The sequence below is a fragment of the Pseudoalteromonas sp. MT33b genome (genome assembly GCF_014117385.1).
In the GTDB taxonomy this organism is placed as follows: domain Bacteria; phylum Pseudomonadota; class Gammaproteobacteria; order Enterobacterales; family Alteromonadaceae; genus Pseudoalteromonas; species Pseudoalteromonas lipolytica.
In genome coordinates this window covers 166285-192052 of sequence record NZ_CP059831.1, presented here as the reverse complement: position 1 = coordinate 192052, position 25768 = coordinate 166285, and the positions used below count along the sequence as shown (strand labels likewise).

General features: G+C 42.7%; 28 protein-coding genes. 7 read left to right on the top strand and 21 right to left on the bottom strand.

Going from position 1 to position 25768, the window contains the following annotated elements; all coding sequences use genetic code 11:
• Window positions 1–40 precede the first annotated feature (40 nt).
• Window positions 41–1738, bottom strand: a complete 1698-nt coding sequence (cysI, locus tag H3302_RS00940; protein WP_182395997.1) for an assimilatory sulfite reductase (NADPH) hemoprotein subunit — start codon at window positions 1736–1738, stop codon at window positions 41–43.
• 48 nt (window positions 1739–1786) lie between these two features.
• Complete coding sequence (locus H3302_RS00935; protein ID WP_036974194.1) at window positions 1787–3601, bottom strand: assimilatory sulfite reductase (NADPH) flavoprotein subunit; 1815 nt, start codon at window positions 3599–3601, stop codon at window positions 1787–1789.
• A 340-nt stretch (window positions 3602–3941) separates the two neighbouring features.
• Here H3302_RS00935 and H3302_RS00930 point away from each other — a divergent pair, with 340 nt between their 5' ends.
• Window positions 3942–5582 carry an endonuclease gene (locus H3302_RS00930; RefSeq protein ID WP_182395987.1) on the top strand — a complete coding sequence of 547 codons (1641 nt, stop codon included), beginning with the start codon at window positions 3942–3944 and terminating at the stop codon, window positions 5580–5582.
• 42 nt (window positions 5583–5624) lie between these two features.
• Here H3302_RS00930 and H3302_RS00925 read toward each other — a convergent pair whose 3' ends face one another.
• From H3302_RS00925 to rpsJ, 14 genes are all read right to left on the bottom strand, one after another.
• Window positions 5625–6212 (bottom strand): hypothetical protein, encoded by a 588-nt coding sequence (locus H3302_RS00925; protein ID WP_036974200.1) that lies wholly within the window; start codon window positions 6210–6212, stop codon window positions 5625–5627.
• A 73-nt stretch (window positions 6213–6285) separates the two neighbouring features.
• A complete protein-coding gene (locus H3302_RS00920; protein WP_036974202.1) occupies window positions 6286–6582 on the bottom strand; it encodes a hypothetical protein in 297 nt (98 codons plus the stop codon).
• Window positions 6583–6646: 64 nt separating this feature from the next.
• Window positions 6647–7402 (bottom strand): hypothetical protein, encoded by a 756-nt coding sequence (locus tag H3302_RS00915; RefSeq protein WP_036974204.1) that lies wholly within the window; start codon window positions 7400–7402, stop codon window positions 6647–6649.
• A 531-nt stretch (window positions 7403–7933) separates the two neighbouring features.
• Complete coding sequence (gene rpsQ, locus H3302_RS00910) at window positions 7934–8191, bottom strand: 30S ribosomal protein S17 (RefSeq protein ID WP_036974206.1); 258 nt, start codon at window positions 8189–8191, stop codon at window positions 7934–7936.
• Window positions 8191–8382, bottom strand: a complete 192-nt coding sequence (gene rpmC / locus H3302_RS00905) for a 50S ribosomal protein L29 (protein WP_004588692.1) — start codon at window positions 8380–8382, stop codon at window positions 8191–8193. Before rpmC ends, rpsQ begins: the two co-directional genes overlap by 1 nt.
• Window positions 8382–8795: a 50S ribosomal protein L16 gene (rplP, locus tag H3302_RS00900; protein ID WP_036974208.1), complete on the bottom strand. Its 414-nt coding sequence runs from the start codon at window positions 8793–8795 to the stop codon at window positions 8382–8384. Before rplP ends, rpmC begins: the two co-directional genes overlap by 1 nt.
• A 12-nt stretch (window positions 8796–8807) precedes the next feature.
• On the bottom strand, window positions 8808–9509 hold the full coding sequence (gene rpsC, locus H3302_RS00895) for a 30S ribosomal protein S3 (protein ID WP_036974210.1): 702 nt from the start codon (window positions 9507–9509) through the stop codon (window positions 8808–8810).
• Between the two features lie 11 nt (window positions 9510–9520).
• Window positions 9521–9853: a 50S ribosomal protein L22 gene (gene rplV, locus H3302_RS00890; protein ID WP_004588690.1), complete on the bottom strand. Its 333-nt coding sequence runs from the start codon at window positions 9851–9853 to the stop codon at window positions 9521–9523.
• A 14-nt stretch (window positions 9854–9867) separates the two neighbouring features.
• Window positions 9868–10146: a 30S ribosomal protein S19 gene (gene rpsS / locus H3302_RS00885; RefSeq protein ID WP_010376377.1), complete on the bottom strand. Its 279-nt coding sequence runs from the start codon at window positions 10144–10146 to the stop codon at window positions 9868–9870.
• A gap of 16 nt (window positions 10147–10162) precedes the next feature.
• Window positions 10163–10987, bottom strand: a complete 825-nt coding sequence (gene rplB / locus H3302_RS00880; protein ID WP_036974212.1) for a 50S ribosomal protein L2 — start codon at window positions 10985–10987, stop codon at window positions 10163–10165.
• A 17-nt stretch (window positions 10988–11004) separates the two neighbouring features.
• Window positions 11005–11307, bottom strand: coding sequence for a 50S ribosomal protein L23 (rplW, locus tag H3302_RS00875; protein ID WP_036974214.1), 303 nt, complete (start codon window positions 11305–11307; stop codon window positions 11005–11007).
• A complete protein-coding gene (gene rplD / locus H3302_RS00870) occupies window positions 11304–11909 on the bottom strand; it encodes a 50S ribosomal protein L4 (protein WP_036974217.1) in 606 nt (201 codons plus the stop codon). Before rplD ends, rplW begins: the two co-directional genes overlap by 4 nt.
• 17 nt (window positions 11910–11926) lie before the next feature.
• Window positions 11927–12562, bottom strand: coding sequence for a 50S ribosomal protein L3 (gene rplC / locus H3302_RS00865; protein WP_036974218.1), 636 nt, complete (start codon window positions 12560–12562; stop codon window positions 11927–11929).
• Between the two features lie 27 nt (window positions 12563–12589).
• Window positions 12590–12901 carry a 30S ribosomal protein S10 gene (gene rpsJ, locus H3302_RS00860; RefSeq protein WP_002957900.1) on the bottom strand — a complete coding sequence of 104 codons (312 nt, stop codon included), beginning with the start codon at window positions 12899–12901 and terminating at the stop codon, window positions 12590–12592.
• Window positions 12902–13320: 419 nt separating this feature from the next.
• Here rpsJ and plsB point away from each other — a divergent pair, with 419 nt between their 5' ends.
• Window positions 13321–15771 (top strand): glycerol-3-phosphate 1-O-acyltransferase PlsB, encoded by a 2451-nt coding sequence (gene plsB / locus H3302_RS00855; RefSeq protein ID WP_182395985.1) that lies wholly within the window; start codon window positions 13321–13323, stop codon window positions 15769–15771.
• Here the strand turns inward: plsB and tesB are convergent.
• Window positions 15768–16625: an acyl-CoA thioesterase II gene (tesB, locus tag H3302_RS00850; RefSeq protein WP_036974222.1), complete on the bottom strand. Its 858-nt coding sequence runs from the start codon at window positions 16623–16625 to the stop codon at window positions 15768–15770. The genes plsB and tesB overlap by 4 nt on opposite strands.
• A 79-nt stretch (window positions 16626–16704) precedes the next feature.
• On the opposite strand from tesB, the gene H3302_RS00845 reads away from it, so the two are divergent.
• Both H3302_RS00845 and H3302_RS00840 read left to right on the top strand, forming a co-directional pair.
• Window positions 16705–17166 (top strand): EVE domain-containing protein, encoded by a 462-nt coding sequence (locus tag H3302_RS00845; protein ID WP_036974223.1) that lies wholly within the window; start codon window positions 16705–16707, stop codon window positions 17164–17166.
• 85 nt (window positions 17167–17251) lie between these two features.
• Entirely contained in the window at window positions 17252–18283 is a 1032-nt protein-coding gene (locus tag H3302_RS00840; RefSeq protein ID WP_036974225.1) for a hypothetical protein, read from the top strand.
• Between the two features lies 1 nt (window position 18284).
• Here the strand turns inward: H3302_RS00840 and H3302_RS00835 are convergent, their stop codons facing one another.
• Both H3302_RS00835 and H3302_RS00830 read right to left on the bottom strand, forming a co-directional pair.
• Window positions 18285–18491: a PLDc N-terminal domain-containing protein gene (locus H3302_RS00835; protein ID WP_036974228.1), complete on the bottom strand. Its 207-nt coding sequence runs from the start codon at window positions 18489–18491 to the stop codon at window positions 18285–18287.
• Window positions 18491–19558 (bottom strand): potassium channel family protein, encoded by a 1068-nt coding sequence (locus tag H3302_RS00830; protein WP_036974230.1) that lies wholly within the window; start codon window positions 19556–19558, stop codon window positions 18491–18493. Before H3302_RS00830 ends, H3302_RS00835 begins: the two co-directional genes overlap by 1 nt.
• 146 nt (window positions 19559–19704) lie before the next feature.
• On the opposite strand from H3302_RS00830, the gene H3302_RS00825 reads away from it, so the two are divergent.
• Both H3302_RS00825 and H3302_RS00820 read left to right on the top strand, forming a co-directional pair.
• Window positions 19705–20655: a chemotaxis protein CheV gene (locus H3302_RS00825; protein WP_182395982.1), complete on the top strand. Its 951-nt coding sequence runs from the start codon at window positions 19705–19707 to the stop codon at window positions 20653–20655.
• A gap of 107 nt (window positions 20656–20762) precedes the next feature.
• Complete coding sequence (locus tag H3302_RS00820; protein ID WP_036974234.1) at window positions 20763–22076, top strand: short-chain fatty acid transporter; 1314 nt, start codon at window positions 20763–20765, stop codon at window positions 22074–22076.
• Window positions 22077–22154: 78 nt separating this feature from the next.
• Here H3302_RS00820 and H3302_RS00815 read toward each other — a convergent pair whose 3' ends face one another.
• Entirely contained in the window at window positions 22155–23171 is a 1017-nt protein-coding gene (locus H3302_RS00815) for a metalloprotease (RefSeq protein ID WP_182395980.1), read from the bottom strand.
• 176 nt (window positions 23172–23347) lie between these two features.
• Between H3302_RS00815 and H3302_RS00810 the strand changes: the two genes are divergently transcribed.
• On the top strand, window positions 23348–24568 hold the full coding sequence (locus H3302_RS00810) for an EAL domain-containing protein (RefSeq protein WP_036974238.1): 1221 nt from the start codon (window positions 23348–23350) through the stop codon (window positions 24566–24568).
• Here H3302_RS00810 and H3302_RS00805 read toward each other — a convergent pair.
• A complete protein-coding gene (locus H3302_RS00805; RefSeq protein WP_182395978.1) occupies window positions 24565–25629 on the bottom strand; it encodes a hemolysin family protein in 1065 nt (354 codons plus the stop codon). The two genes, H3302_RS00810 and H3302_RS00805, sit on opposite strands and share 4 nt — an antisense overlap.
• Window positions 25630–25768 lie beyond the last annotated feature (139 nt).

Sequence of the window (25768 nt, the reverse complement as noted above, 5' to 3'; positions counted from 1 at the left end):
ATGGTTAATTCCAAACCTTAAAGCGGTATCGCTTTTAAAATTATGCGTGAAAATCGGTTACTGAAACTTTGACTTCAGCAACAATGCCTTTGCGAATAACAAAATCACCAAAACATTCACCGTCATTACGCTCACTCGCCCATTGGCCTATGAGCTTATCGAATGCATCTAGGTAGACATCTTCGCCAACATTTTCTAAATACAATTTAGGAATACGCGTGCCTTCACGGTTACCACCTAAGTACACGTTGTATTTACCCGGGCCTTTACCAACAAGCCCTGCTTCTGCCAACATCGCGCGGCCACAGCCATTCGGGCAACCCACAACACGCATAATAATGTTGTCATCACCCATACCGTGTTTCGCTAAGAGCGCTTCTGTTTTCTCAATTAAGCTTGGTAAGTAACGCTCAGCTTCTGCCATCGCTAACGGACACGTTGGTAATGCCACACACGCCATTGAGTTTTTACGTTGCTCAGTATGGCTGTCATCAATTAAACCATGATTACGAGCAATCTCTTCGATAACGGCTTTTTGATCAGCGGGTACGCCAGCAATGATCAGGTTTTGGTTTGCCGTCATACGGAAATCACCTTGGTGAATTTCAGCAATTTTACGACATCCCGTTTTGAGTGGTTTATCTGGGTAATCTAAAATACGGCCACTTTGAATAAACAGCGTTAAATGGTGCTTACCATCAATGCCTTCTACCCAGCCAATACGGTCACCACGATGCGTAAACTCGTACGGACGACTATCTTCGAATTTAACACCAGCACGCTTTTCAACTTCCGCTTTAAATACATCAGTACCTACACGGTCTAATGTGTATTTGGTTTTTGCATTTTTACGGTTTGAACGGTTACCCCAATCACGTTGCACAGACACCACGTGCTCAGCAATTTTCAATGTGTGTTCAAGTGGAATAAAACCAAAGTCATCTGCTTTACGTGGATACGTAGCTGTATCACCGTGAGTCATCGCAAGACCACCCCCCACTAACACGTTAAAGCCAACTAATTTGCCGTTTTCTGCAATTGCCACAAAGTTTAAATCATTGGCGTGTACATCCACTTCGTTATTCGGTGGAATCGTTACCGTCGTTTTAAACTTACGTGGTAAGTACGTTGAGCCTAAAATGGGCTCTTCGGTGGTTTCGCTCTTTTCACCATCTAACCAAATCTCAGCATAAGCCTTGGTTTTTGGTAATAAATGCTCAGAAATCTTCGCGGCCCACTCGTACGCTTCTTGATGAAGCTCTGACTCAACTGGGTTCGTCGTACACAGTACGTTTCGGTTCACATCGCCCGCGGTCGCAATTGAGTCAATGCCCACGCTATTAAGCATTTGGTGCATGCCTTTAATATTGGGCTTAAGCACGCCATGGAACTGGAACGTTTGACGCGTGGTTAAACGAATACTGCCATAGCTGGTTTTCTCGTCGGCGAATTTATCAATCGCTAACCATTGTTCAGGCTTGATGATACCGCCTGGCATACGCGCACGTAACATAACATTATGTAACGGCTCTAGCTTTTGTTTAGCACGTTCAGCGCGAATATCGCGGTCATCCTGCTGATACATACCGTGGAAACGGATCAACTGGAAGTTATCAGCGGTAAAACCACCGGTGATCTCGTCTTTTAAATCTTGTGCAATGGTGCCACGTAAAAAGTTACTTTCTCTTTTCAAACGCTCGTTATCAGAAAGCTTTACGTTTTTGTCTTGTTCGCTCATGGTATTTCCTAAATTTGTTACGGTGACGGCTGTTAGCTTTAAACGTGATTAATACACGTCTTTCTGATAGCGATTGGCGCTACGTAAATCTTTTAAGTATTGCTCAGCTTGCTCATCATCTTTGCCGCTGTTTTCTTTGATGATGTCAACCAGTGCGTGGTGCACATCTTTCGCCATACGATTAGCATCACCACAAATATAGATGTGTGCTCCGGCTTCTAACCACGCAAACACCTCTTTGCTGTTTTTACGTAGTTTGTCTTGAACATAAACTTTTTCTGCTTGATCACGGCTAAATGCCACATCCACTTTAGTGAGTAAGCCTGACTTTAAGTAGCCTTGAATTTCTACTTGATACAAGAAGTCTTGCGTAAAGTGTGGGTTACCAAAGAATAGCCAGTTTTTACCACTTGCTTCACGGGCGTCTCGTTCTTGTAAAAACGCACGGAATGGCGCAATACCGGTACCCGGTCCCACCATAATAATGGGCGTTTCGTCGCTTACTGGTAAGCGGAAGTTGTCGTTATGCTCACTGAATACTTTTACCTTACAGCCTTCTTCAGCTCGACGCGCTAAATAACCAGAACAGCCCCCTAAGTGCTCGCTGCCAAATGCGTCAAACTCAACCAGACCAACCGTTAAGTGCACTTCTTCTTCAACTTCGGCTTGGCTCGATGCAATCGAATATAAACGCGCTTGTAGTTTGCGTAAGCAATCTACTAACGTTTGTGCGTCAAGCTTTGCTGGGTTTTGACGAATAATATCGAAGATTTGGCGAGGTTCAATGTACTCACGCATAGCCGCTTTATCTTCAACAAGCTTTAATAATTCAGGGTTACCCGTTGCTGTTGCGTATTTTTCAACAAAGCCAGGGTAAGACTGCGTTAATTCTAACTTTTCAATCAGTGCATCACGTACGCTTAGCGTTTCGTCGCCTAGTTTAACCGTGCTCGAAGCATCGATTTGTGTAAGCGCAAGTACTTCATCAACAAGCGCTTCGTCATTTAAGAAGTACACACCCAACGAATCACCCGGTGTATAGGTAATATCAGAACCTTCTAGAGAAATCTCAACATGACGTACATCTTTCGTTGAATCACGGCCTGTGATCTTTTGTACCACACTAAGCTCAGCGGCAAACGGGTTTTGTTTGGTGTATTGACTTGCTGCTGGTGCCGCTGCACCAAATGGCATTGCCACCACTTGACCACCGCTTGTTTGTTGCTGTGCTTTTAGGTCGGGTTCAAATGCATCAAGCGCACCGTCTATCCATTTTGCAGCTTCGTCATCGTAATCAACGTCTAAGTCTGCGCGTTGGAAAATAGTTTCTGCACCTAGTTTATTGAAGCGCTCTTCAAAATCTTTTGCTGTTTGGCAGAAGAATTCGTAGCTTGAATCACCTAAACCAATTACTGCTACCTTTACACCATCTAATTTAGGTGCTTTTTTGGTGGTTAAGAATTCATGTAAGCTTTCTGCATCTTCAGGTGGCTCACCTTCACCGTATGTTGATACCACAACAGTGATAAATTTTTCTTTTTTCAGGGCTGTAGGCTTGTAGTCAGCCATATTGACTAGTTTTACTGCTAATCCACGTGACTCAGCTTGCTCTTTTAATTTGCTTGCAACACCTTTGGCGTTGCCTGTTTGTGAGCCGTATAAAATAGTGAGTGGAGCAGCATCGCCTGCAGCAGGAGCCGCAGCAACGCCCCCTGTTAGTGCCCCCGCATTGGCACTCGCAGCTAAGTAACCACTTACCCACGCTTGCTGAATTGGATTAAGTTCAGCCACTAAGCCTTGCAGCTTTTGTACTTGCTCTTGCGATAGCGGGCTCGCCGCTGCATTTAGTTGACTCAACAACATGAATTTATTCCTCGTAACCCTGAAAGTTAACTGCGAAACCCCTTGCTACTGGCATTTCACTAACAATTTTTTCGACTTTAAAAGAGCTCAAACGATGCTTTTTAAAAGTTTATCTGAGCGTGAAGAATAACGAGGTCTCGCGCGATTAAAAAAGAATAGAATCTGCTTTGATATTCCATTTAGTTATTAATTTTCATATTTACTATAAAAAACAGATTAAATGCTTACTTAGTCGAATAAATACTTTGCCAATTAACATTATTGCAACATACCGTGTTTAGCCTATACTCGCTGTGTTCATTTTAAGAACAGACAATATAACAATGAAAAGGAAACAATAATGTCACACGGGACATGTAATAAAATAATGCTAGCCAGCAGTTTGCTGTGTTTAGCAAGTTCAGCAATGGCGAATATCAACAATGCTGATTTCGAAACTTGGTCAGCAGGTGCCCCCTCAGGTTGGAGCACAATTGACAGTGGTATAAATCTCAGCAGCAACAGTAATGTGGTTTACTCGGGTAACTACTCAGCTCGCGTTACAGTGAATACAGGTACGCAAAGTAATACTGATTTATTACAAATGGTTGATGTCGTTGCGGGTGAAAGCTATGAGTTTTCGGCGTGGGTTTATCATACCGAAGGGGGGGTGAAGGCACGCCTTGTCGTTGATGGCTACCAAGGTTATTCAAACTCAGCATTAACAAATCAATGGCAACAGATCAGCTATCAATATACCGCATCAGTAACAACCTCTATCGATGTAGGATTACGTTTTTACGACGTAACGGGCTTTGATGGCAGCGAAGTTGTTTATGTCGATAACTTTGCGCCAAACACTGGCACACCGCCTCCACCTGCGGGGGGCTGTACAGATAACCAAGTCGCTCTTACCCTCACCACCGACAACTATGGTGAAGAGAGCAGTTGGCAAATTACCAATGCTCAAGGCAGCACAGTAGCATCAGGCGGCAGCTACGCTGCTAATACGAACTATAACGAGCAAGCCTGTCTAATTGATGGTGACTACACATTCACTATTTTTGATAGTTACGGTGATGGCATGTGCTGCTCATTCGGTAATGGCAGCTACAGTCTTTCTTTAGGTCAAACTGTGCTTGCCAGTGGCGCAAGCTTCCAAAGCTCAGAGGCTACACCGTTTAGTTTAGGTGATAACACTGGCGGCGGGAATGGCGGCGGTACCACACCAACAGAACCGACAGGTTATTATGTAACGACTCAAGGTCTTACGGGCTATGCTTTAAAAACGGAACTGTACAACATAATTAAGGATCATAACTCACAAGGTTATTCGGCTATTTGGGGATTTTACGACCTCGCATCGCGTGATAAATACTTTGAGAATGATAACTCAATTTTAGACCGTTATTCAGAGAATCCAGCAGGCCAAGACAGCTATAACTATGTTGCTGTGAGCGACCAGTGCGGTACCTACAACAGTGAAGCTGATTGCTATAACCGCGAGCATTCGTTCCCAAAAAGCTGGTTTGGTGGCACTGTTGAGCCCATGAATTCAGATGTACATCATATCTTTGCCACTGATGGCTATGTAAATTCAAAACGCAGTAACTACCCTTTCGGCGAAGTCGCTAGTGCAAGCTACACCTCTAGTAATGGAAGCAAATTAGGCAGTGCCGCTAGCTCATTAAATTACTCAGGTACGGTATTCGAACCGATTGATGAGTTTAAAGGTGATTTTGCACGGGCTTATTTTTACATGGCAACACGCTATGAAAATGTGATTGCTAACTGGCAAAACAACACAACGTATAGCAATGCTGTGCTTAATGGCTCATCAAGTCAGGTGTTCGAGAACTGGGTCATTGCGATGCTATTAAAATGGCATAACGACGACCCTGTTAGTCAGCTTGAACTTGATAGAAACCAAGCCGCATTTGAATTCCAAGGAAATCGTAACCCATTTGTTGATCACCCTGAATTTGCAGAAATGATTTGGTAACTTCGTTAAGGCAAGACACTTAACGTCAGTTAAGTGTCTTTTTTAATCAAGTAAAACCACTTTATTTGCCGCAATTAACCCGTCTACATAGCGCTTTTCTAAATGCCACGGATGACGCTTCCATCCTCGAAAAGCGAATCCAGCAATATGTATTTTATCAAACTGCGATAAATAGAAAGCGATAGCTAGAGTGCCAGAGCTTGGGCAATAAGGTCGATGTATTACAGGTCCTAAAGTAAGCAAGTGAGCGAGTAATGATTGTCGAAACTGAGCGCTTAAACGTTCACATTTACAGTGCAGACCATACATCTTAAATAACTGATTAGCGTAGTCTATCTTGCCTTTTCGATGAATTAATTTAAAAAAGCAGTGCAACAACGGATGAGGGTTAGGATCGGTGATCATAACCTGTGAAAGCCCTTCGAGTGGTATTGTAAGCGGTCTCTCTAGTAAGCCATGCGCCTGATAGCCTCGCCCAACTAGCCATAGATCGGTACAACGCTTACCTAAATGGGCTGGCATGTCTGCACAACGATTAAACCTAACCACGCGTGGGCAGCGATTAACGCTCGCTGCGATATGCGCACCCACAGGGCCATTACCTAAAATAATAATGTTTGGTTGTTGCATGACCCAAGGCACTCCATGTTATTCCTTAAAACAGTGTTATTTCACGCCAGCAACATGACCAGTTAATGACAGCTCACGCTAAATGTAATGTATATGCTAAACGTGTGTGTTCAATAAACAGTACATCATGTCGTTGCCGCTCAACACGGATACGGTAACCAAGATGATGTAACACCTGTTTTAATAAAGCTTGATGCTGCTGCGGTGTTGAATAATGAGAAATATCGAGTGCAACTAACAATGCCTCAGCGTAATGAGATCCTGATAAAAGAGACCGAAAAATACGGTTCTGTACGTCGATGATTTGTGTGACTGAGGTGTTGTAGCAATTAATTTGCAGACTTAACAGGTAGTTTTCGAGTGCATTCATAGCAACGTCCTTCTAAAAAACGCCACTTTAAAAGCTCAACTTTAGTTAAGGTAAAGAACTTTATTTATTTTTTGCTCCACTTATTCATAATCTCCTTGAACAACGCCGCTTCTTTATCTTCACAGGGTCTGGGTGAACCACTCGGTACGCCTGATTTACCGAACACTGAATTAAAGTCAATGCCATAACACTGTCCATTCAGCATCTCGATGCGTCGACTACCATCACCATTTTCCCATAATACCGTGGCTTCGCTTGAAATTGAGTACTCTTTAGGGCTCGTTATTCGTACTCCACTCGCATTGTTTGTTGCTGAGTGTAAATTTCCTGTCGCGTGCGCGGTCGACTGGTTGTACTCAACATCCATGTTAGGTAATGGCGCATAAGGATTAAGCTTTTTAAATGGCCTTGGTGATACCTCTGATGCAACGATTTCAGGCTCTTTTGTTGGCGTAGCGACTGTTGACGCATTGGTCATTGTCCTTCCTCTGGAATTTGTTTGAGCAGCCAGACTTAAAGTACTTTCATTCATAGCTGCGTAACTCGGCTGTTCAGCAACTTCTGAAGCAGTGTCCTCTGATTTTGGTTCTGTCGCAGAACCTAATTGGCTACTCTTAGCTTTTTCTTCGGGCGTTTTTTCTACATCTATATTTAAACGAGGTAAGGTCGTGAGATCAACGGTAACATAGGCTTGCATCACACCTTTAGGTTCAAGCCAAGGCGCAACAATGACACGCTGAGCATGTTTAGCAAATATAAGCAGTATGAGAACATGAAGTGTAATCGAAAACACCCATGCTTTATAACGTCCCTTTAACACCAACACTCCTTGTTTTTTATTCTAAGAGTATTTAATAACCCAATAAGTTCATTGTTAACTCGTAAGGGGTTAGCACACAGTAAATCCCGTTTAACTGGTCGCAATTCGCTTAATTAAGTGGTCTATGTTGAGGTGCAAAACGTGTCGGTGGCAAGGCACTAATTTGGTTATTGAATTGTGCTAAATGAACAAAGTATAACGCTGTGAACGTCAGGTTTAGTGTTTTAAATGAGTAATACCATTCCTTGATAACAAGGCAAAAATTTAGTTATTTAGTTGTTCTCGACAATTGATCCTGCATTTCCCTACCTCCATGCAATCGTAAATCAGACATTTATAACGTAAGTAGCAACAGGTTTAATCACTCAAAATGATTAAGTATTATTGCGGGTTGGTATCAGTGTTATTTCAGGTGGGTATACCCCCTACTCACTGAGCTAACGACTCACGTCACAAAGCAGTGAAGGTTATTATAAATACAAAAAACCCCAGCAAAGCCGGGGTTTTTTAGTAAGTAAACTTAATTAAAAATTAAGCTTGCTTTGGACGCTCAACAACGTCTACTAAAGTCCAAGACTTAGTCTTAGAAATAGGAGCACACTCACGGATAGTAACTACGTCACCAGCTTGAGCTGTATTGTTTTCGTCATGTACGTGTAACTTAGTCGTACGTTTGATGAATTTCCCATAGATTGGGTGCTTCACGTAACGTGCGATAGCAACAGTGAAAGATTTATCCATCTTGTCGCTGATTACACGGCCTTGAAGAGTACGGATTTTATCGCTCATTATTGACCTGCCTTCTGGTTAATAATTGTTTTTACACGCGCGATATCGCGACGTACTGTTCTTAGCGTGTGTGTTTGAGCTAACTGACCAGTGCTTGCTTGCATGCGCAGGTTGAACTGCTCACGAAGAAGTCCTAGAAGTTCAGCATTTAGCTCTTCTACGCTTTTGTCTTTTAGTTCGCTAGCTTTCATTACATCACCGTCCGAGTTACGAAAGTTGTTGTGAATGGTAATTTACGTGCTGCAAGGTTGAACGCTTCACGAGCAAGCTCTTCAGAAACACCTTCCATTTCGTAAAGTACTTTACCAGGTTGAATTTCAGCAACCCAATACTCAACAGAACCTTTACCTTTACCCATACGAACTTCTAATGGCTTGTTCGTAATTGGCTTATCTGGGAATACACGAATCCAGATTTTACCTTGACGCTTTACGTGACGTGTCATAGCACGACGAGCTGCTTCGATTTGACGAGCAGTCATACGGCCACGACCAGTAGCTTTCAAACCGAAAGTACCGAAGCTTACTTTGTTACCGTTTTGCGCTAAACCACGGTTGCGGCCTTTGTGCATTTTACGGAATTTTGTACGTTTTGGCTGTAACATTACTCGCTACCTCTACTTAGCACTTTTTTTGGCTTTCTTTGGCGCGCGTTTAGCTGGCTTCTCTTGCTCTTGTACTAGTGGTAAACCACCAATAACTTCGCCTTTGAAGATCCAAACTTTAACACCAATGATACCATAAGTGGTTAAGGCTTCAGAAGTTGCGTAGTCGATATCAGCACGAAGAGTATGTAGAGGTACACGACCTTCACGATACCATTCTGAACGTGCGATCTCAGCACCGCCAAGACGACCGCTAACTTCAACTTTGATACCTTTTGCACCAATACGCATTGCGTTTTGTACCGAACGCTTCATAGCGCGACGGAACATAACACGACGCTCTAGTTGTGACGCAATACCGTCAGCTACTAGTTGTGCATCAAGTTCAGGCTTACGAACTTCAGAAATATTGATCTGAGCCGGAACACCTGCAATCTTAGTTACTGCTTGACGTAGTTTTTCAACGTCTTCGCCTTTTTTACCGATAACAACACCAGGACGAGCTGTGTGAATTGTTACACGGATAGATTTTGCTGGACGCTCAATAACGATTTTAGACACAGAAGCCGCTTTTAATTCCTTAGTAAGGAATGTACGTACTTTGTGATCGCCAAAAAGCTGATCAGAGAAATCTTTTGAATTCGCGTACCAGGTAGAAACCCAAGGTTTAGAGATACCTAGGCGAATACCAGTAGGATGAACTTTTTGTCCCATTACTTATACTCCTAGCTATCTGAAACCACAACAGTGATGTGGCTTGTACGCTTAAGGATGCGGTCTGCGCGTCCTTTAGCACGTGGCATAATACGCTTCATTGTTGGACCATCGTCCACAAAGATCGTAGTTACACGAAGCTCATCAATGTCAGCACCTTCGTTATGCTCTGCGTTAGCAATAGCAGACTCAAGTACTTTCTTAACTAATACAGCCGCTTTTTTAGGGCTGTACGCCAGGATTTCTAGAGCGCGATCAACCGGAAGTCCGCGGATCTGATCTGCAACTAGACGTGCTTTTTGCGCCGAACCAGAGGCGAATTTATGTTTAGCTAATGCTTGCATTTATCATTCTCCTCTTAACGTTTCTTCGCTTTCTTATCCGCAGCGTGACCGCGGTAAGTGCGAGTTGGTGCAAATTCACCTAGTTTGTGACCGATCATTTCGTCTGTGATAAACACAGGAACGTGCTGACGACCATTATGGACAGCGATGGTCAATCCGATCATGTTAGGTATGATCATTGAACGACGGCTCCAAGTTTTAATTGGCTTCTTGTCACCGCTTTCCAACGCTTTCTCTACCTTCTTCAGCAAGTGTAGGTCAATAAAAGGACCTTTCTTGAGAGAACGTGGCATGGCTATTCCTCAACTATTATTTAGTACGACGACGTACGATAAATTTATCAGTACGCTTGTTCTTACGTGTCTTAGCACCTTTAGTCGGTTTACCCCATGGAGACACAGGATGACGACCACCAGATGTACGACCTTCACCACCACCGTGCGGGTGATCTACCGGGTTCATGGCAACACCACGAACTGTCGGACGGATACCACGCCAGCGATTTGCACCAGCTTTACCTAGTGAACGAAGCATATGCTCAGCATTGCCTACTTCACCAAGTGTTGCGCGACAGTCAGCTGGAACTTTACGAACTTCGCCAGAACGAAGACGTAGAGTAACGTATTGACCTTCACGTGCAAGGATTTGAACGTATGCACCAGCAGAACGTGCGATTTGAGCACCTTTACCTGGTTTTAATTCTACGTTGTGAACAGTCGAACCTACAGGCATGTTACGCATTGGTAATGTGTTACCAGCTTTGATTGGTGCATCAACACCAGACTGGATTGAATCACCAGCTTTTAAGCCTTTAGGTGCAATAATGTAACGACGCTCACCGTCTGCATATAATACAAGAGCGATGTTTGCGCTACGGTTTGGATCATACTCTAGACGCTCAACAACAGCTGGAATGCCATCTTTAGTGCGTTTAAAGTCGATTACACGGTAATGATGCTTATGACCACCACCGATGTGACGAACCGTGATACGACCTTTGTTATTACGACCACCAGACTTAGAGTTTTTCTCTAGTAGTGGTGCGTAAGGTTTACCCTTATGAAGATCAGGGTTAACCACTTTAACCAGGTGACGACGACCCGCAGAAGTTGGTTTACACTTTTGAAGTGCCATAATTCTAACTCCCCTTATTACTCGGCGCCGCCGACAAAGTCTAGCTCGCTACCTTCTTTAAGAGTAACGTAAGCTTTCTTCCAGTCTGAACGACGACCGAAACGCATGCCAGTACGTTTTGTTTTACCCTTAACGTTTAGTGTGCGAACACCAGTTACTTCTACTTCAAAAAGCTTCTCAACTGCAGCTTGAACTTCAGCTTTAGTTGCATCTTTAGCTACTTTGAAAACAATCGTGTTGTTTTCTTCAGCAGCGATAGTGCTTTTTTCAGAGATATGTGGAGCAAGGATCACTTTTAAAAGACGTTCTTCACGGATCATGCTAGCGCCTCCTCAAGTTGCTTAACAGCAGCAGCTGTAATAAGTACCTTATCGAAAGCGATTAGGCTTACAGGATCGATACCAGCTACATCACGCGTGTCAACCTTGTACAGGTTACGTGCCGATAAGAATAGATTCTCATCTACTTCTTCAGTCACGATAAGAACATCTTTAAGCTCAAGTTCTTTAAGCTTAGCAACTAGTTCTTTAGTTTTTGGTGCTTCAAGACCAAACTGCTCAACAACGATTAAACGCTCTTGACGAACTAATTCAGATAAGATGCTTTTGATCGCACCGCGGTACATTTTACGGTTTACTTTTTGGCTATGATCTTGTGGTTTAGCTGCGAAGCTAACGCCACCTGAACGCCAAATTGGGCTACGGATTGTACCAGCACGTGCACGGCCAGTACCTTTTTGAGCCCATGGTTTTTTACCACCACCGCTTACTTCAGAACGTGTCTTCTGAGCACGAGTACCTTGACGAGCACCTGCTGCGTAAGCAACAACTACTTGGTGTACTAATGCTTCGTTAAACTCACGTCCAAAAGTAGCTTCAGAAACTTCAAGAGCGCCAGAAGCGTCTTTAATTGCTAATTCCATCACTAAATCTCCAGGACTTATGCTTTAACAGCTGGTTTAACGATAACGTCACCGCCGATAGCGCCAGGTACTGCACCTTTAACTAAAAGCAAGTTACGCTCAGCGTCAACGCGAACTAGTTCTAAGTTTTGAGTCGTTACACGCTCAGCACCCATGTGACCGGCCATTTTCTTACCTTTAAACACCTTACCAGGTGATTGGTTTTGACCGATTGAACCAGGAGCACGGTGAGATAGAGAGTTACCGTGAGTCGCGTCTTGCATGCTGAAATTCCAGCGCTTAACACCACCTTGGAAACCTTTACCTTTAGAAGTACCGGTTACGTCAACTTTGTTGATTTCGTTGAATAATTCAACAGTAAGCTCAGCGCCTACTTCAAAATCGCCTTCACCACCATTTAGGCGGAATTCCCACAGACCGCGACCCGCTTCAACACCTGCTTTAGCGAAGTGACCCGCTGCAGCTTTGTTTACACGGCTTGCTTTTTTAGTGCCTGCGGTTACTTGAAGCGCGTTATAACCGTCTGTTGCTTCAGATTTGATCTGAGCAATACGGTTAGGAGTCGCTTCGATAACTGTCACAGGGATAGATACACCATCTTCAGTGAAGATACGTGTCATACCCACTTTACGACCGACTAGACCTAATGCCATTTTCCTAAAACCTCTCTAATCTTCCGATTAACCCAGGCTGATTTGAACATCAACACCAGCAGCAAGATCTAAACGCATAAGCGCGTCAACAGTCTTGTCAGTTGGTTCTACGATGTCGATCAGACGTTTATGGGTGCGGATTTCGTACTGATCACGCGCGTCTTTGTTAACGTGCGGTGAAGTTAGTACAGTAAAACGTTCAAAGCGTGTAGGTAGTGGGATTGGACCACGTACTTGTGCGCCAGTGCGTTTCGCAGTTTCCACGATTTCCGCCGTTGATTGGTCAATCAAACGGTGGTCAAAAGCTTTTAGGCGAATACGAATGCGTTGATTTGACATTCTTAAACCTCAATATAAAGAGCATTTAAAAAGAGCATAAAAAAACGACCGAAACAATCTTACTAACTAAGATGTCGGCTGTTCTCTTATATCTACGTTGAACTCCAAATCGGAGTTCCTGTTTTATTAGCTTGAAATCCAAGCTTAATGTTCCTTCCAAGTTCCCGAGGGAATTTTGAAAGCCTGCGTATTATAGTGAGATTGGTGATAAATGCAACAACTTTTTAGGATTAAAACGAATAAAGTCTGCTTTGTATAATATTTCAGTTAAATTCAGTTAAGCTATGTCTTTGCTTTACTATAGTTAATTTGAATAAACCCAAAAGCCACACTATGGCAATGGTCAGTCCAGTTAATAATTGCTATTCTATGGCGCTTTTTTTGTTTCTATTATTACTCTTAATTACTTTGGTGAGTTAATGCGTATCATTAATCGTTGTTTAAATATCATTTCTGCCGGTATGAACCGCTTATTTGTTAAAAGTAAGGTCTTGCCAGAAAACCCGATTGAGCAATATAACCTAAACCCCGCCAACCCGACCTTTTATATTGTTAGACTCAATGCGCGCTCTGATTTAGCGGCACTCGCGCGCGTGTGTAAAAAATACGGCTTACCAAGTCCAACAGAAGAGCAGCTTTTGGGTAATAAAGAGCTTGATCGTTTTATTGGTATTCAAAACCCGCCGCCTCTGTTTGGTAATAAAAGTAAACCCAGTAATGCACTTCACCAAGGCAAACACATTATTGACCACCTAATGCACTCAGGTGAGAAAAACGTACAGGTTATCCCGGTTACTATTTTATGGGGTCGTAACCCAGGTAAAGAAAAGCCAGGTTTAGGTACATTGGTATCACACTCACTTACGCCAAGCTGGTTTCGTAAGTTCTTTGTCATTTTGTTTTCAGGTCGTGACAACTTTATTCGCTTTAGCCAACCGCTCGACTTATCGCTCTTGGTAAACGAAAAAGCCGATGTTGATGAACTGCCACATAAATTGCTACGTGTTGCTCGCGTGCACTTCCGTCGTCAAAAACTGGCAGCTACCGGGCCAAAAATGCCCTCACGTGAGCAGTTGTTTAATTCGCTGCTTGCCTCGCCAACCATCAAAAAAGCCATTCAAGTAGAGGCAAAAGAAAAAAACATTAGCCAAAATGAAGCGCGTCAAAATGCGCTTAAATTATTAGACGAGATCGCTGCTAACTACAGTGACGCGACTATTCGTGTTGCCGATCGTATTTTGACGTGGCTGTGGAATAAGTTGTATAACGGCATCGATATTAAATTTTCTGAGCAAGTCCATGAGCTAACCGACAAAGGCCACGAGATTATCTATATGCCTTGTCACCGCTCGCATATGGATTACTTATTACTGACCTATTCGATTTACCATTTAGGCTTAGTACCGCCGCACATTGCAGCGGGCATCAACTTAAACTTTTTCCCTGCAGGTGGCGTATTCCGCCGCAGTGGTGCATTTTTCATTCGTCGCTCATTCGCGGGCAATAAATTGTACTCCTCTGTATTTAAAGAGTACCTAAGCCAGTTATTCATTAAAGGCTACTCAGTAAAGTTTTATACCGAAGGTGGCCGCAGTCGTACAGGTCGTTTATTACCACCTAAAACGGGTATGTTAGCAATGACATTGCAAGCGATGCTGCGCGGCATCGATCGCCCTATTTCGATTGTGCCCGTTTACATTGGTTATGAGCACGTAATGGAGATTAATACGTATTTAAAAGAGCTGGCAGGTAACGACAAAAAAGGCGAATCCGTATTAGGGATTTTTAAGGCCATTAAAAACCTTAAAAACTATGGCCGTGGCTACTTAAACTTTGGCGACCCCATTTCGATAAACCAATACCTTAATGAGCAGCAACCTGATTGGCGTGAATCGATTCACCCAACAGATGTACAAAAACCACAATGGTTGGGCCCACAAGTCGCTAATCTTGCAGACAAAGTGATGGTTAATATCAATAGCGCTGCGGCGCTTAATGCGGTGAATTTGTTAGCGATGATCTTACTGGTTAACGATAAACATGCGCTGAGTAAACCCAAACTGATTGCCCAACTTGAGTTCTACTTGCACCTGCAACGTAGTGCAAGCTATAGCGACAAAGTGACCACCCCCAATGAAACCGCAGAGCAGCTGTTAGAGCATGCATTAAAACTGAATAAATTTGATGTGATCAGCGACGAATTTGGCGAAATCATTGCAATTAATGATAAAGAAAAAACGCTGTTTAACTATTATCGTAATAATGTGTTGCACTTGTTCGCTGTTCCCAGCTTACTGGCACTGCATTTATTTAAAACACACAAAACGACTCTGGCTGATTGCCAAGCCGTGATTACACGCTTTTACCCGCTATTTGCCAAAGAGTGGTTCTTACATGAGTTAGATGAAAACTACATTACTCGTGTTCTTGCCAGCTTTGTTGATCAAGACTTAATTGAAATCGATGGCAATAATATCAAAGTGACAAATAGCAACGACTGCTTAGCAAAACTCGAAATGCTAGGGCGAGCCTTGAGCTTAACCTTGCAGCGTTATGCAATCGTGGTTGGCTTTATTCAAACCAGCAAGGGGATTGAGCGAGAAGAGCTTGAGCACGAAAGCCAAGTATTAGCAGAGCGTTTAGGCACGCTGCATGGCATTAAAACCCCTGAGTTTTTTGATAAAAAAGTACTTATCGGGTTTATTTCAAGCTTACGTGAGCAAAAGTTAATTACCGAAACAGAGCACGGTTTTACCGGTAGTAATGCACTTTGTGAAGTATATATGTATCTAAAAGCATTGCTGCCAGCACGTGTCTGGCAGTCAATTGATGACATAGTGCAAAGCCAAGCTACGCACTCAAAGGATTAGCGCTGGCGCATCACCCCTTCTTGGATCGTTGAGGCAACTAAGTTGCCTTGACGGTCAAAGAACTGCCCTCTCACCAAACCCCTTCCCGAGCTCGCACTTGGGCTATCAATCGAATATAAAATCCAATCATCAAGCCTAAACGGACGATGAAACCACATCGCATGGTCAATTGTCGCCACTTGCATATTAGGTTGCATAAACGACACACCGTGCGGTTGTAAAGCCGTAGGTAAAAACTCAAAGTCCGATGCATACGCCAATAAATAATTATGAATGCGTTGGTCATCTGGCATCTCGCCATTGGCTTTAAACCAAATGTGCTTAACAGGTTCCATTACCTGAGGTTTAAATGGGTTATGAAACGTGACTGGGCGCATTTCAATCGGCACCTCACGAATAAATTTATTGCGGATCACCTCGGGTATATGCTCAGCATTCGCTTGGTAAAATTCAAGCGATGACTTAAGTTCTTCAGGCTGGGGTACATCTGGCATATGAGCTTGATGCGACAGCCCCTCTTCTTCCCCTTGAAATGACGCTGTCATATAAAAAATTGGTTTGCCATATTGAATCGCTTTCACGCGACGCGTACTAAAACTTTTACCATCACGAATATTTTCGACGTCATAAATGATTGGTTTTTCGGCATCACCAGGGCGTAAAAAATAGGAATGCAAAGAATGGACAATGCGCCCTTCTGGTAACGTTTCTTTGGCAGCCGACAAAGCTTGCCCCATAACTTGACCACCGAATACAGCACGAAACCCTAAATCTTGGCTTTGCCCTCGATACAAGCCTTGCTCAATTTCTTCTAACGATAGCAACGACAGTAAATCATCTAATACTTGGCTCATTTATTTATCCTCAATCCCGACAAGCGTTTAATGATACTATAGACTAATTGGAAGTAAATCTTTGTAAGGGCACCTAATTATGGCTTATTGGCTTTTTAAAACCGAACCTGATGCGTTTTCAATCAATGATTTAAAAAACGCGCCAAAGCAAACCTCAATGTGGGATGGTGTACGTAATTATCAAGCCCGTAACTTTATGCGTGATGGCATAAAAGCAGGGGATTTAGTGATGATTTATCACTCAAGCTGTAAACATGTAGGCGTTGCGGGCATTGGCGAAATAACACGTGAAGCCTATGCCGATCCAACGCAATTTGATTTAAGCAGTGACTACTATGATGCGAAGGCCACAGCAGAAAACCCACGTTGGTTTGTCGTTGATGTTACTTATAAAGCGCACCTTAACAAACTAGTGAGCTTACAAGCGATAAAAGCAAATGACGCCATCACTGACATAGCCCTAAAAAAAGGCGGGCGTTTATCAGTCATGCCCGTCACGGAGCATGATTGGCAACAAATAATCGCCATGAGTGAAAGCTAACATATTAAAGTCGCAGCCATTTTTATTAAATGGCTATTTTTGCTATAATGTGTCCCCTTTATTTTAGAGGTACCGTGGGGGATGTATGAAATTATTGTATTGGCTAGATGAATGGACCCAGCTCCCCCATGCAGAACAGCAAAAACAAGTGCCGTTCACAGGCGGTGACTTACTCGGTGATGTGTATGTGAAATATCATATCATCGACGCCAGCAAACCTCTGCTATTTACCTTTTCTCCTGCGGGGACAAATTATCAAGAACATGACCTTACTGATGATTTCTCACCATGGGCCTACAAGCTTGCAAAAAAGCAAGATGTTAATATCATTGCCTTTCAACATTTAGGTATCAGTAACTGGTTTAGACACCGTAATTTATTATTTTTTATTGAGCAGTTAGCCCCCCTTATTGGCGGCTTTAAAGAACGCTTAGGCTATGGTTTAAGCCGAGGTGGCTTTGCAGTAGGTGCATTTGCTAATTTGTTGAAGCTCGATAAGGTGCTGCTATTTCACCCTGTCAGTACAAAAAATAAAGAAAAAGCGCCATGGGATGACCGTTCAAGTACTGATATCGCACAAAAATTTGATTGGGCAGGTGATTACCACGACGTAGATTTAGGGCAGGCTAAAGGTTACATTATTTATGACCCGACCAATCGAATTGACCGCGCTCATGCTAAACGGTATTCACAATTAACCCATTTACGGGTGTTTGGCATGGGTCACAGTGTTCATGCAACCTATTTAAATAAGTTTGGTTTTTATAAGGATGTGGCGGTGGATTTTATTCGCCATCAACAGGTTGATATTGCCCAGTTTCGCCAACAAACAAAAACCTTGCGCTTTAAAGAAGATTACTACCGACGCTTAAATAAAGCGAATAAAGGCTCTGCACACCGTTTAGCCTTGCTCAGTACCGCACATAATATTTTGATTGATGAAAAGGCTGAGCATCTCCAAGAGCAAAAGGAAGCTGTTGATGTACAGCCTCTGATTGATATAGCCATTAAGCACCAAGAGGCGCACCCTAAAGACGCGATAAAGTTACTCGAAGTCGCTCAGCAACTGTCGCCAGATGATCCATTGATTGAACATAAATTAAAGCAACTCAAGTAATCTAGCTTTTACCTTTACGGTGCTTTTTGACGTGCCCATGCTTGGGCACAATGGTCAGATACATAATCAAACCAAGCCACGAGAAAAAGATGATACCGATCAACCAGGCATTCTTTTCGTGACCTTGCGTGCGCTTACTATTGAGTACAATGACCACAGGTAAAATGTAGGCACTGAGAACAATAATTAAAAACGCGACTTCATTCATTATTTCACCAAGGCCGGCCAATCAACTTCGTTGCTTAACACACGCTCAACAGCAATATAATGTAAAATATCGCCTTCACTAACGACATAGTCAAGCGGCGGATTTAAATCCATATCTTGCGCACTAAGATTATGGGCAACGCCCAATAAAATAGCGTCATGACTTTGCTTAAAATGATGAAATAAATTACCAAATGTCATTGCTTGCACTCCCTTAGGAATTGGCAAACTGAACTGTGTATCACCATGTAAGGTTGATAATAGCTCTTCCTGAACACGGCTTGAGCCAGGATCTTGCATAGAGCGTACAAGTATTTCAGCCGATTTTGCACTGCTGCACTCGACATTATGGCAATGCTCTAGCAACATTTCGATTTTTGTTTCATCATCAAAATGCGCGCTGATATGGCAGTGTTCATTCACTAATTTGCTGATACGTAACGCTGTAGTAAACGTTTGGTCGTCATCTTGACCATCTATAATAATTTTATCTGCGCGTTCAATCGCCACTCGTTTTAGCTCGTCAATGTCGGTAAAGCTGCTTAAACGGGCAAAATCGACGTGCGGGTTGGCTAAAAATGGATGCTCCATTTGCTCTGTCACAGCGAGCAGAATACGACGATCTAAACGTTTTTGATCTGCTAAAATATAGTCAATCATCTTTTTAGTCCGCGTGTCATGCCAGCCAAAAATAATGATGTGATTGTTAATATGTGCGAAGCTTTTATCACCCGTCATAGCGCGCCTAATTAAGTAAGTTACTGTTTGCCCTGTTTTTCCTAACAGAACGCCAAATAATGCTAAACCAAATGGTATTTGTAATATTGCAACAATCCAACGTCCCAATTCTGTACTGGCGCTAAAGTCGCCATACCCTACCGTTGACGTTGTCACAACATAATAATAAAAATAGGTGCTAAGTGGTGTTAAGGCCTGCTCGCCAACAAGCACAAGTAACCACCAAATAAGTAGCATGTGCAACAGGGTTGTTATTACCACAGCTTGCCAACTCACTTGGTCAATATGGCTGCGAATAATCACCACTAAACGATTAAATAGATGATGCATAATCCTTGCAAATAGTCGTAGAGGAATTTATCCGATACGGTACTTTAATGCTTAGCCTTTGGCAACTGATGGAAAATTACTAATGCGTAACAATGAAAATTAATAGTAGACTATACTTTCTCTGTATTTAGTATTTAGGGTGATATATGTCTGGTGTTTTAGCCTCAGTCGACAAACGCACGCAACTGGTCGGTGAAAACCGTTTAGAGCTATTGCTTTTTTACCTGCATAGCCGCCATCTATTTGCCCTCAATGTTTTTAAAGTCAAAGAAGTGGTAAAAATACCACATATAAGCAAAGTCCCCCACGCCCACCCTAAGGTTGCTGGCGTGGTCGATATTCGTGGCGAATCCATCCCCGTGATTGATTTACGCAAGGCAATTTGTATGCCTGATGCACTGCATATCGAAGATTCCAACCTTGTAATTACTGAATACAACCGAACGGTGCAAGGCTTTTTGATTGGAAAGGTCGACCAAATCATCAACATGACATGGTCTGACATCATGCCACCGCCAACGGCGATTGGTAAAAATCACTACTTAACCGCACTCACTAAAATCAAACGCGATGGCCAAGAACACTTAGTGGAGATCATTGATGTTGAAAAAGTACTCGCTGAAATCATCGAATACGAAGTCAATATTTCTGACGACATTTTAGATCAAAGCATCGTTAATGAGTTTGCTGGTCGTAAAATACTGCATGCTGATGACTCTCCCACAGCCCGCAAACAAGTGAGTGACACGCTCTCTCAACTTGGTATTGAAATTATCCCTGCACGTAACGGACTTGAAGCACTTAACATGCTGAAGAGGTGGGCAGATGAAGGCAAAGATGTTGAAAAAGAACTGCTGATGGTGATCACCGATGCAGAAATGCCCGCGATGGACGGTTACCGCCTTACACACGAAATTCGTAACGATAATCGTCTTAAAAACTTACACATTGTATTGAACACTTCACTCAGTGGTAGCTTTAATCAAGCGATGGTCGAAAAAGTCGGCTGTAATGCCTTTTTATCAAAGTTTCAGCCCATTTTACTGGTTGAAGAAGTGCAAGCACGACTAAAAGCGGTACTCGAACAGCAACCGTAACACTGCTTTTTCTAATACACCGAATACAGTCTCCTCGGTATCAATTTGCCAATTAGCTTCATTCATGATTAATTGGCACTATTGATTCAACGACAACAATAAAAACTATGCTAAATCGCGTTGCTAAACCATTTACCAAGCTGGTTGAACGTTATCTACCAGATCCATTTATTTTCGTCATTTTATTAACCTTGCTGAGCTTTATTGTGGCCAGTATTTTTACCCCCTCGTCCCCGGTGCAAGTATTAGCTGCGTGGGGAGGTGGTTTTTGGAACTTATTGCAATTTGCCATGCAAATGCTGCTGGTCTTGCTAACAGGTTATATGCTGGCAAGTACCCCTGTTATGCGACACCTGTTAACTACGCTTGCGACGCTCGCGAATACCCCCGCTAAAGCAATCATACTAGTAACGTTAGTTTCTTTATTGGCAAGTTGGATAAACTGGGGATTTGGCTTGGTTATAGGGGCTTTATTTGCCAAAGCGATTGCCAAACAAACCCGGGTAGATTACCGACTACTGGTTGCCAGCGCTTATTCAGGCTTTATTGTCTGGCATGGTGGTTTAGCGGGTTCAGTACCGCTAACTATCGCCACCGATGGGCACTTTTCGGAACAAAGTATTGGGGTAATTGGCACTGAAAACACCGTCTTCGCAGGCTTTAATATTGCGATTGTGCTGGGTTTATTTATTATTATGCCATTGGTTAATCGCTACATGTTGCCAAACGAGAAAGACAGTGTGTATGTTGACCCAGCAAAACTTAACGATGAGCCCACGGCATCAGTAAAACCCACTCGCCCAGCCGAAGTGATTGAGCATAGTCGTATATTAGGTATCGGTATTGGCCTTGTTGGTCTTGGCTATCTATTTTATTACTTTGTACTCAGTGGCGGTGGCTTAAACTTAAATAGTGTCATCGCTATTTTCCTGTTCAGCGCTATTTTACTGCATCAAACACCTCATAATTTACTGCAAAGCTTACAACAGGCGATCCCGAGTGGCGCAGGCATCGTGATTCAATTTCCATTTTATGCAGGGATTATGGCCATCATGGTCAAAACAGGACTTGCCCAACAAATATCTGAAGGGTTTATTGCCATTGCAACCACTGAATCATTGCCCTTTTGGAGCTTTTTAAGTGCGGGGTTTGTAAATATTTTTGTGCCATCTGGTGGAGGTCAATGGGCCGTTCAGGCACCAATCGTGATCCCGGCAGCACACGCACTCGGTGCCGACATACCTCGTGTAGCGATGGCCGTTGCGTGGGGTGATGCGTGGACTAACCTGATACAACCCTTTTGGGCACTCCCTGTGCTTGCCATTGCAGGCCTAAAAGCCAAAGACATCATGGGCTTTTGCTTGGTGCAACTGATCATCACGGGTGTGTTTATTTCATTAATGTTGAGTTTTTATCCTTAAAAAGCAAAGCAGGAAGTGTAAAAACACTTCCTGCTTAGTCATTAGATTCACAAAAATATTCGCTCTGCTTTTGTAAACTTAACTCGATAAAATTTTCATTGGTAGGCTTAAAATTGCGCTTTCAGAGTCGGCAAAGTGCATCATAACAGCCACATGTCCGGCAACAACAAGTGCATACATTACCGCTGAAAAGCCTTGGCCATAGGTGTCCAGAGGGATTAAATGCGAGTAATGACGGCCGCGCCATTCGAAGACAATTTCCAGCGCCCCGACAAATAAGAAAAACACCAACAGCATTAAGCCAAAGGTGTAACTTAACCATAAGCCAAATAACACCCCTAATAAACACACGCTTAAACCAATCCAAGATCGCATTGAAAAGCTAATACTTTTTAAAACATGGCCGCCATCTAGCGGTAAAATTGGTAATAGGTTAAATAAATTAAGCAAAGCACTCAGTACAGCAACACCGGCAAATATTTCCATTTCAGTGGCGTAATAAAGCACGACACCGAGCACTGAGGTAATTAAACCAAATGCAGGCCCCATGAGTGAGATCACCACATCTTGCCAGCGCGTTGTTATTTTATCGTCGGATACAGCCAGTCCTCCAACAAAAGGGATAAGATAAATACCCTTGGTTTTAATACCAAAGTATTTCATGGCTCTAACATGACCATATTCATGCACCACTAAACAAGCAATCAGCATTAGCGCAAACTCGATTGAGAATAGCCATGCATAGCCGGCAACTGACGCACCAGCGAGTGCCGCTTTGACGACCTTTGCACTTTTAAAGAGTTTAAATCCTAACGCGAGCAAACCGATGATGCCACGTTTTGGCTCAGCCTCTTGCATAGCGGGTAATGCAAGTTGACTCACCCACTGTTGATTTACATAAACACCCAAGCTTTTATCGTGCACGGTGCTGGTATCTAACCCGATACGCTGCCCTTGAAAATCAAACTCATACATTTGTTGTTCTGGGTTCTCGAACGCAATCGCTTGTTGTTGATGAAATAATTGCACTAACTGCGCGCCCTTTAAATGCAATGTAAAGATTTCATTTGCTAAGCTCAGCTGAAGTCTGATCATAATCTATTTAACGGCTAATAAGGAGTGTGGCTATTATACTGAGGCGGCGCTAAATTACGAATTAACTCTTGCGGCCCTTGTTGTGATTATTTACATCAATACACAAGTAAAAAACATGACGAAATAGCATTTTTCTACTACTTTTAACTAAAGCATTTCTTGTTCATGGAGTGAATATGGTGAAGTCAGCACGGCATATACTCGTAGTCGATGATTCTAAAGCGATTCTTATCGTTATGCAGGCCATTTTAAATGAGCTTGAAGTTCCTCATGTCACAACCTGCTTAAGTGCTTGCGAAGCCTTAGAGAAAATAAAAAAAGCCCCGCATTATTTTGATGCCGTCTTCACTGATTTAAATATGCCTGATATGGATGGCATGGAGCTTATGCGTCATTTAGGCGCAATGAAATACCATGGTGCGATCGCAATCATTTCTGAAATGGACCCTAAAGTCATCGATTTAGCGGCTGACCTTGCACGTAAACACAACGCGCATCTTATTGGCAATATTTCAAAACCCGTGCAACTGAATCAAGTTTACTTACTACTCCAAAAACTTGAGCATTTTTCGATTCATGTCGAACGAACAAAATCCCCGATTTCGGAGTCACTTTTACTGCATGCTATTAGCCACAATGAAGTCGTGCCATTTTATCAACCAAAAATTAATCGCCATGACAATCGGGTTGAAAGTATTGAAGTGCTGGCACGAATTAACACCAGTAAAGAAGATGATATCGTTTTACCCGAACGCTTTATCTGTATTGCCGAAGATTTAGATCTTATTAACCTTATTACTTTTCAATTATTTGAAAAGGCGACGAGCGACTTTTCTGAAATTAAAGAGCACTTTGAACCAAATTTAAAACTGGCTTTTAATTTATCGCCTTCACAGCTTGAAGACTTAAGCTGCCCAGATAAACTAGCCCTCATTTTGCACTTAAACAATTTATCGCCAAGCGAAGTGATTTTAGAAATTACAGAGCAGTATGCACTTCGTAGTGCCGCACAACTCGAAACCCTAAACCGCCTTAGAATGCGTGGTTTTGGTATTTCGCTCGATGACTTTGGGACCGGCTTCACCAACGTGCAACAACTCAAAACCCTGCCTTTTACAGAGATAAAAATAGACAGGACACTAATCAGTAATATTGAAACTGATCAGTTTTCACAAGTTATCGTCAGTAGCTTAGTAAATATTGCGATTCAAGAAGACTTAGCCATTGTGGCTGAGGGGATAGAGCGCGTAGAAGAGCTTGACTACCTAGACCGCTATAAAGAATTTATCTTAATGCAGGGTTTTTTACTTTGCCGCCCGAAAGCCAAAGAAGACTTTTTAAATTGGTCATTTTCATGGCGGCAAATGGTTAAAACCGCAGCGGGGTATCGCCGCTAAGACTCACGTTTATCGTCGCTAACAATCGTATTACTGCTCTCTAAACGCTGCCGCCAGCGCTGCTTTGCCTCTTTTTGCATATTGGCAGATTGGTCATGTTCGTCAACGATTTCAAGCCCCATTAAGGCCTCAATTAAATCTTCCAATGTCACAATGCCTTGAATATCACCATATTCATCAACCACTAAGCAAATATGAACACGTTGCGATAATAAGGTTTCAAGCAAAGTAGGCACATGCAAGGTTTCTGGCACCGTATAAATAGGCTTGACCAGCTTGCTAATTTTGTAGTCTTCACCCAAGCGATGGTAAGCAAGCATAATATCGTTTTTATGTACAAAACCAATAATGTCATCGCCATTTTTATCGTATACCAACACCCTAGAAAATGACGATGAACCATATTCCGATAAATACTGATTCACTGTAATATCTTTGTGTACTTTAAAAAGCACAGTGCGCGGCGTCATTAATGTATCAAGTTTGGCATGGCGAAAATGCAATAAACTGCGAATAATCTCAGACTCATCTTGTCTAAGTGCCCCAGATTCAGTGCCTATATCTGCCATTGCTTCAATTTCTTGGCGTATATAATATGCTTCATCGTAATTGCGCCCTAAAAAGCGCGTTAAGATATCCGCAAACCAAACAAAGGGTTTTAAGATAAAGACTAAACCCACCAGGCTTACGCTTACGATGGGGGTTAAAGCACGCCAGTAATTAGCACCTAATGTTTTTGGAATAATTTCGGATAACACGAGTACCAGTAGTGTCATTATTGCTGAAGCAATGCCGACAGCCGCATCCGAAAAAACCACCGCGGCTTGCGCACCAACACCCGCAGCACCTGCAGTATGAGCAATCGTATTTAAAGTTAAAATAGCCGCCAATGGTTGATCTATATTGTCTTTCAACTTAGCAACACGCTCAGCTAAAAGAGGTTGCTGTTTTCGTATTAAAGCAACATAGCTTGGCGTAATGCTTAGCAACACAGCCTCCATTACTGAGCATAAAAAAGAAACGGTAATTGCCACCAGCATGTATACAAGTAATAGTGTCACTGTGCGCCCTCAGCTTTAATGAAGTGCCTCACCTTAACAAGTGTTTACACGAAGCTCAATCCATTCTGCATTCTAACGCAGCACACTTTTTGACATTTTTGCTGCGTGTTATATTGCTCTAAACCACCATTTAATAGGC

What these genes read in the sequence shown, in the direction of transcription:
- cysI (WP_182395997.1), bottom strand. Translation starts at nt 1,738, where the DNA reads ATGAGCGAACAAGACAAAAACGTAAAGCTTTCTGATAACGAGCGTTTG.
- H3302_RS00935 (WP_036974194.1), bottom strand. Translation starts at nt 3,601, where the DNA reads ATGTTGTTGAGTCAACTAAATGCAGCGGCGAGCCCGCTATCGCAAGAG.
- H3302_RS00930 (WP_182395987.1), top strand. Translation starts at nt 3,942, where the DNA reads ATGTCACACGGGACATGTAATAAAATAATGCTAGCCAGCAGTTTGCTG.
- H3302_RS00925 (WP_036974200.1), bottom strand. Translation starts at nt 6,212, where the DNA reads ATGCAACAACCAAACATTATTATTTTAGGTAATGGCCCTGTGGGTGCG.
- H3302_RS00920 (WP_036974202.1), bottom strand. Translation starts at nt 6,582, where the DNA reads ATGAATGCACTCGAAAACTACCTGTTAAGTCTGCAAATTAATTGCTAC.
- rpsQ (WP_036974206.1), bottom strand. Translation starts at nt 8,191, where the DNA reads ATGAGCGATAAAATCCGTACTCTTCAAGGCCGTGTAATCAGCGACAAG.
- rpmC (WP_004588692.1), bottom strand. Translation starts at nt 8,382, where the DNA reads ATGAAAGCTAGCGAACTAAAAGACAAAAGCGTAGAAGAGCTAAATGCT.
- rplP (WP_036974208.1), bottom strand. Translation starts at nt 8,795, where the DNA reads ATGTTACAGCCAAAACGTACAAAATTCCGTAAAATGCACAAAGGCCGC.
- rpsC (WP_036974210.1), bottom strand. Translation starts at nt 9,509, where the DNA reads ATGGGACAAAAAGTTCATCCTACTGGTATTCGCCTAGGTATCTCTAAA.
- rplV (WP_004588690.1), bottom strand. Translation starts at nt 9,853, where the DNA reads ATGCAAGCATTAGCTAAACATAAATTCGCCTCTGGTTCGGCGCAAAAA.
- rpsS (WP_010376377.1), bottom strand. Translation starts at nt 10,146, where the DNA reads ATGCCACGTTCTCTCAAGAAAGGTCCTTTTATTGACCTACACTTGCTG.
- rplB (WP_036974212.1), bottom strand. Translation starts at nt 10,987, where the DNA reads ATGGCACTTCAAAAGTGTAAACCAACTTCTGCGGGTCGTCGTCACCTG.
- rplW (WP_036974214.1), bottom strand. Translation starts at nt 11,307, where the DNA reads ATGATCCGTGAAGAACGTCTTTTAAAAGTGATCCTTGCTCCACATATC.
- rplD (WP_036974217.1), bottom strand. Translation starts at nt 11,909, where the DNA reads ATGGAATTAGCAATTAAAGACGCTTCTGGCGCTCTTGAAGTTTCTGAA.
- rplC (WP_036974218.1), bottom strand. Translation starts at nt 12,562, where the DNA reads ATGGCATTAGGTCTAGTCGGTCGTAAAGTGGGTATGACACGTATCTTC.
- rpsJ (WP_002957900.1), bottom strand. Translation starts at nt 12,901, where the DNA reads ATGTCAAATCAACGCATTCGTATTCGCCTAAAAGCTTTTGACCACCGT.
- plsB (WP_182395985.1), top strand. Translation starts at nt 13,321, where the DNA reads ATGCGTATCATTAATCGTTGTTTAAATATCATTTCTGCCGGTATGAAC.
- tesB (WP_036974222.1), bottom strand. Translation starts at nt 16,625, where the DNA reads ATGAGCCAAGTATTAGATGATTTACTGTCGTTGCTATCGTTAGAAGAA.
- H3302_RS00845 (WP_036974223.1), top strand. Translation starts at nt 16,705, where the DNA reads ATGGCTTATTGGCTTTTTAAAACCGAACCTGATGCGTTTTCAATCAAT.
- H3302_RS00840 (WP_036974225.1), top strand. Translation starts at nt 17,252, where the DNA reads ATGAAATTATTGTATTGGCTAGATGAATGGACCCAGCTCCCCCATGCA.
- H3302_RS00835 (WP_036974228.1), bottom strand. Translation starts at nt 18,491, where the DNA reads ATGAATGAAGTCGCGTTTTTAATTATTGTTCTCAGTGCCTACATTTTA.
- H3302_RS00830 (WP_036974230.1), bottom strand. Translation starts at nt 19,558, where the DNA reads ATGCATCATCTATTTAATCGTTTAGTGGTGATTATTCGCAGCCATATT.
- H3302_RS00825 (WP_182395982.1), top strand. Translation starts at nt 19,705, where the DNA reads ATGTCTGGTGTTTTAGCCTCAGTCGACAAACGCACGCAACTGGTCGGT.
- H3302_RS00820 (WP_036974234.1), top strand. Translation starts at nt 20,763, where the DNA reads ATGCTAAATCGCGTTGCTAAACCATTTACCAAGCTGGTTGAACGTTAT.
- H3302_RS00815 (WP_182395980.1), bottom strand. Translation starts at nt 23,171, where the DNA reads ATGATCAGACTTCAGCTGAGCTTAGCAAATGAAATCTTTACATTGCAT.
- H3302_RS00810 (WP_036974238.1), top strand. Translation starts at nt 23,348, where the DNA reads ATGGTGAAGTCAGCACGGCATATACTCGTAGTCGATGATTCTAAAGCG.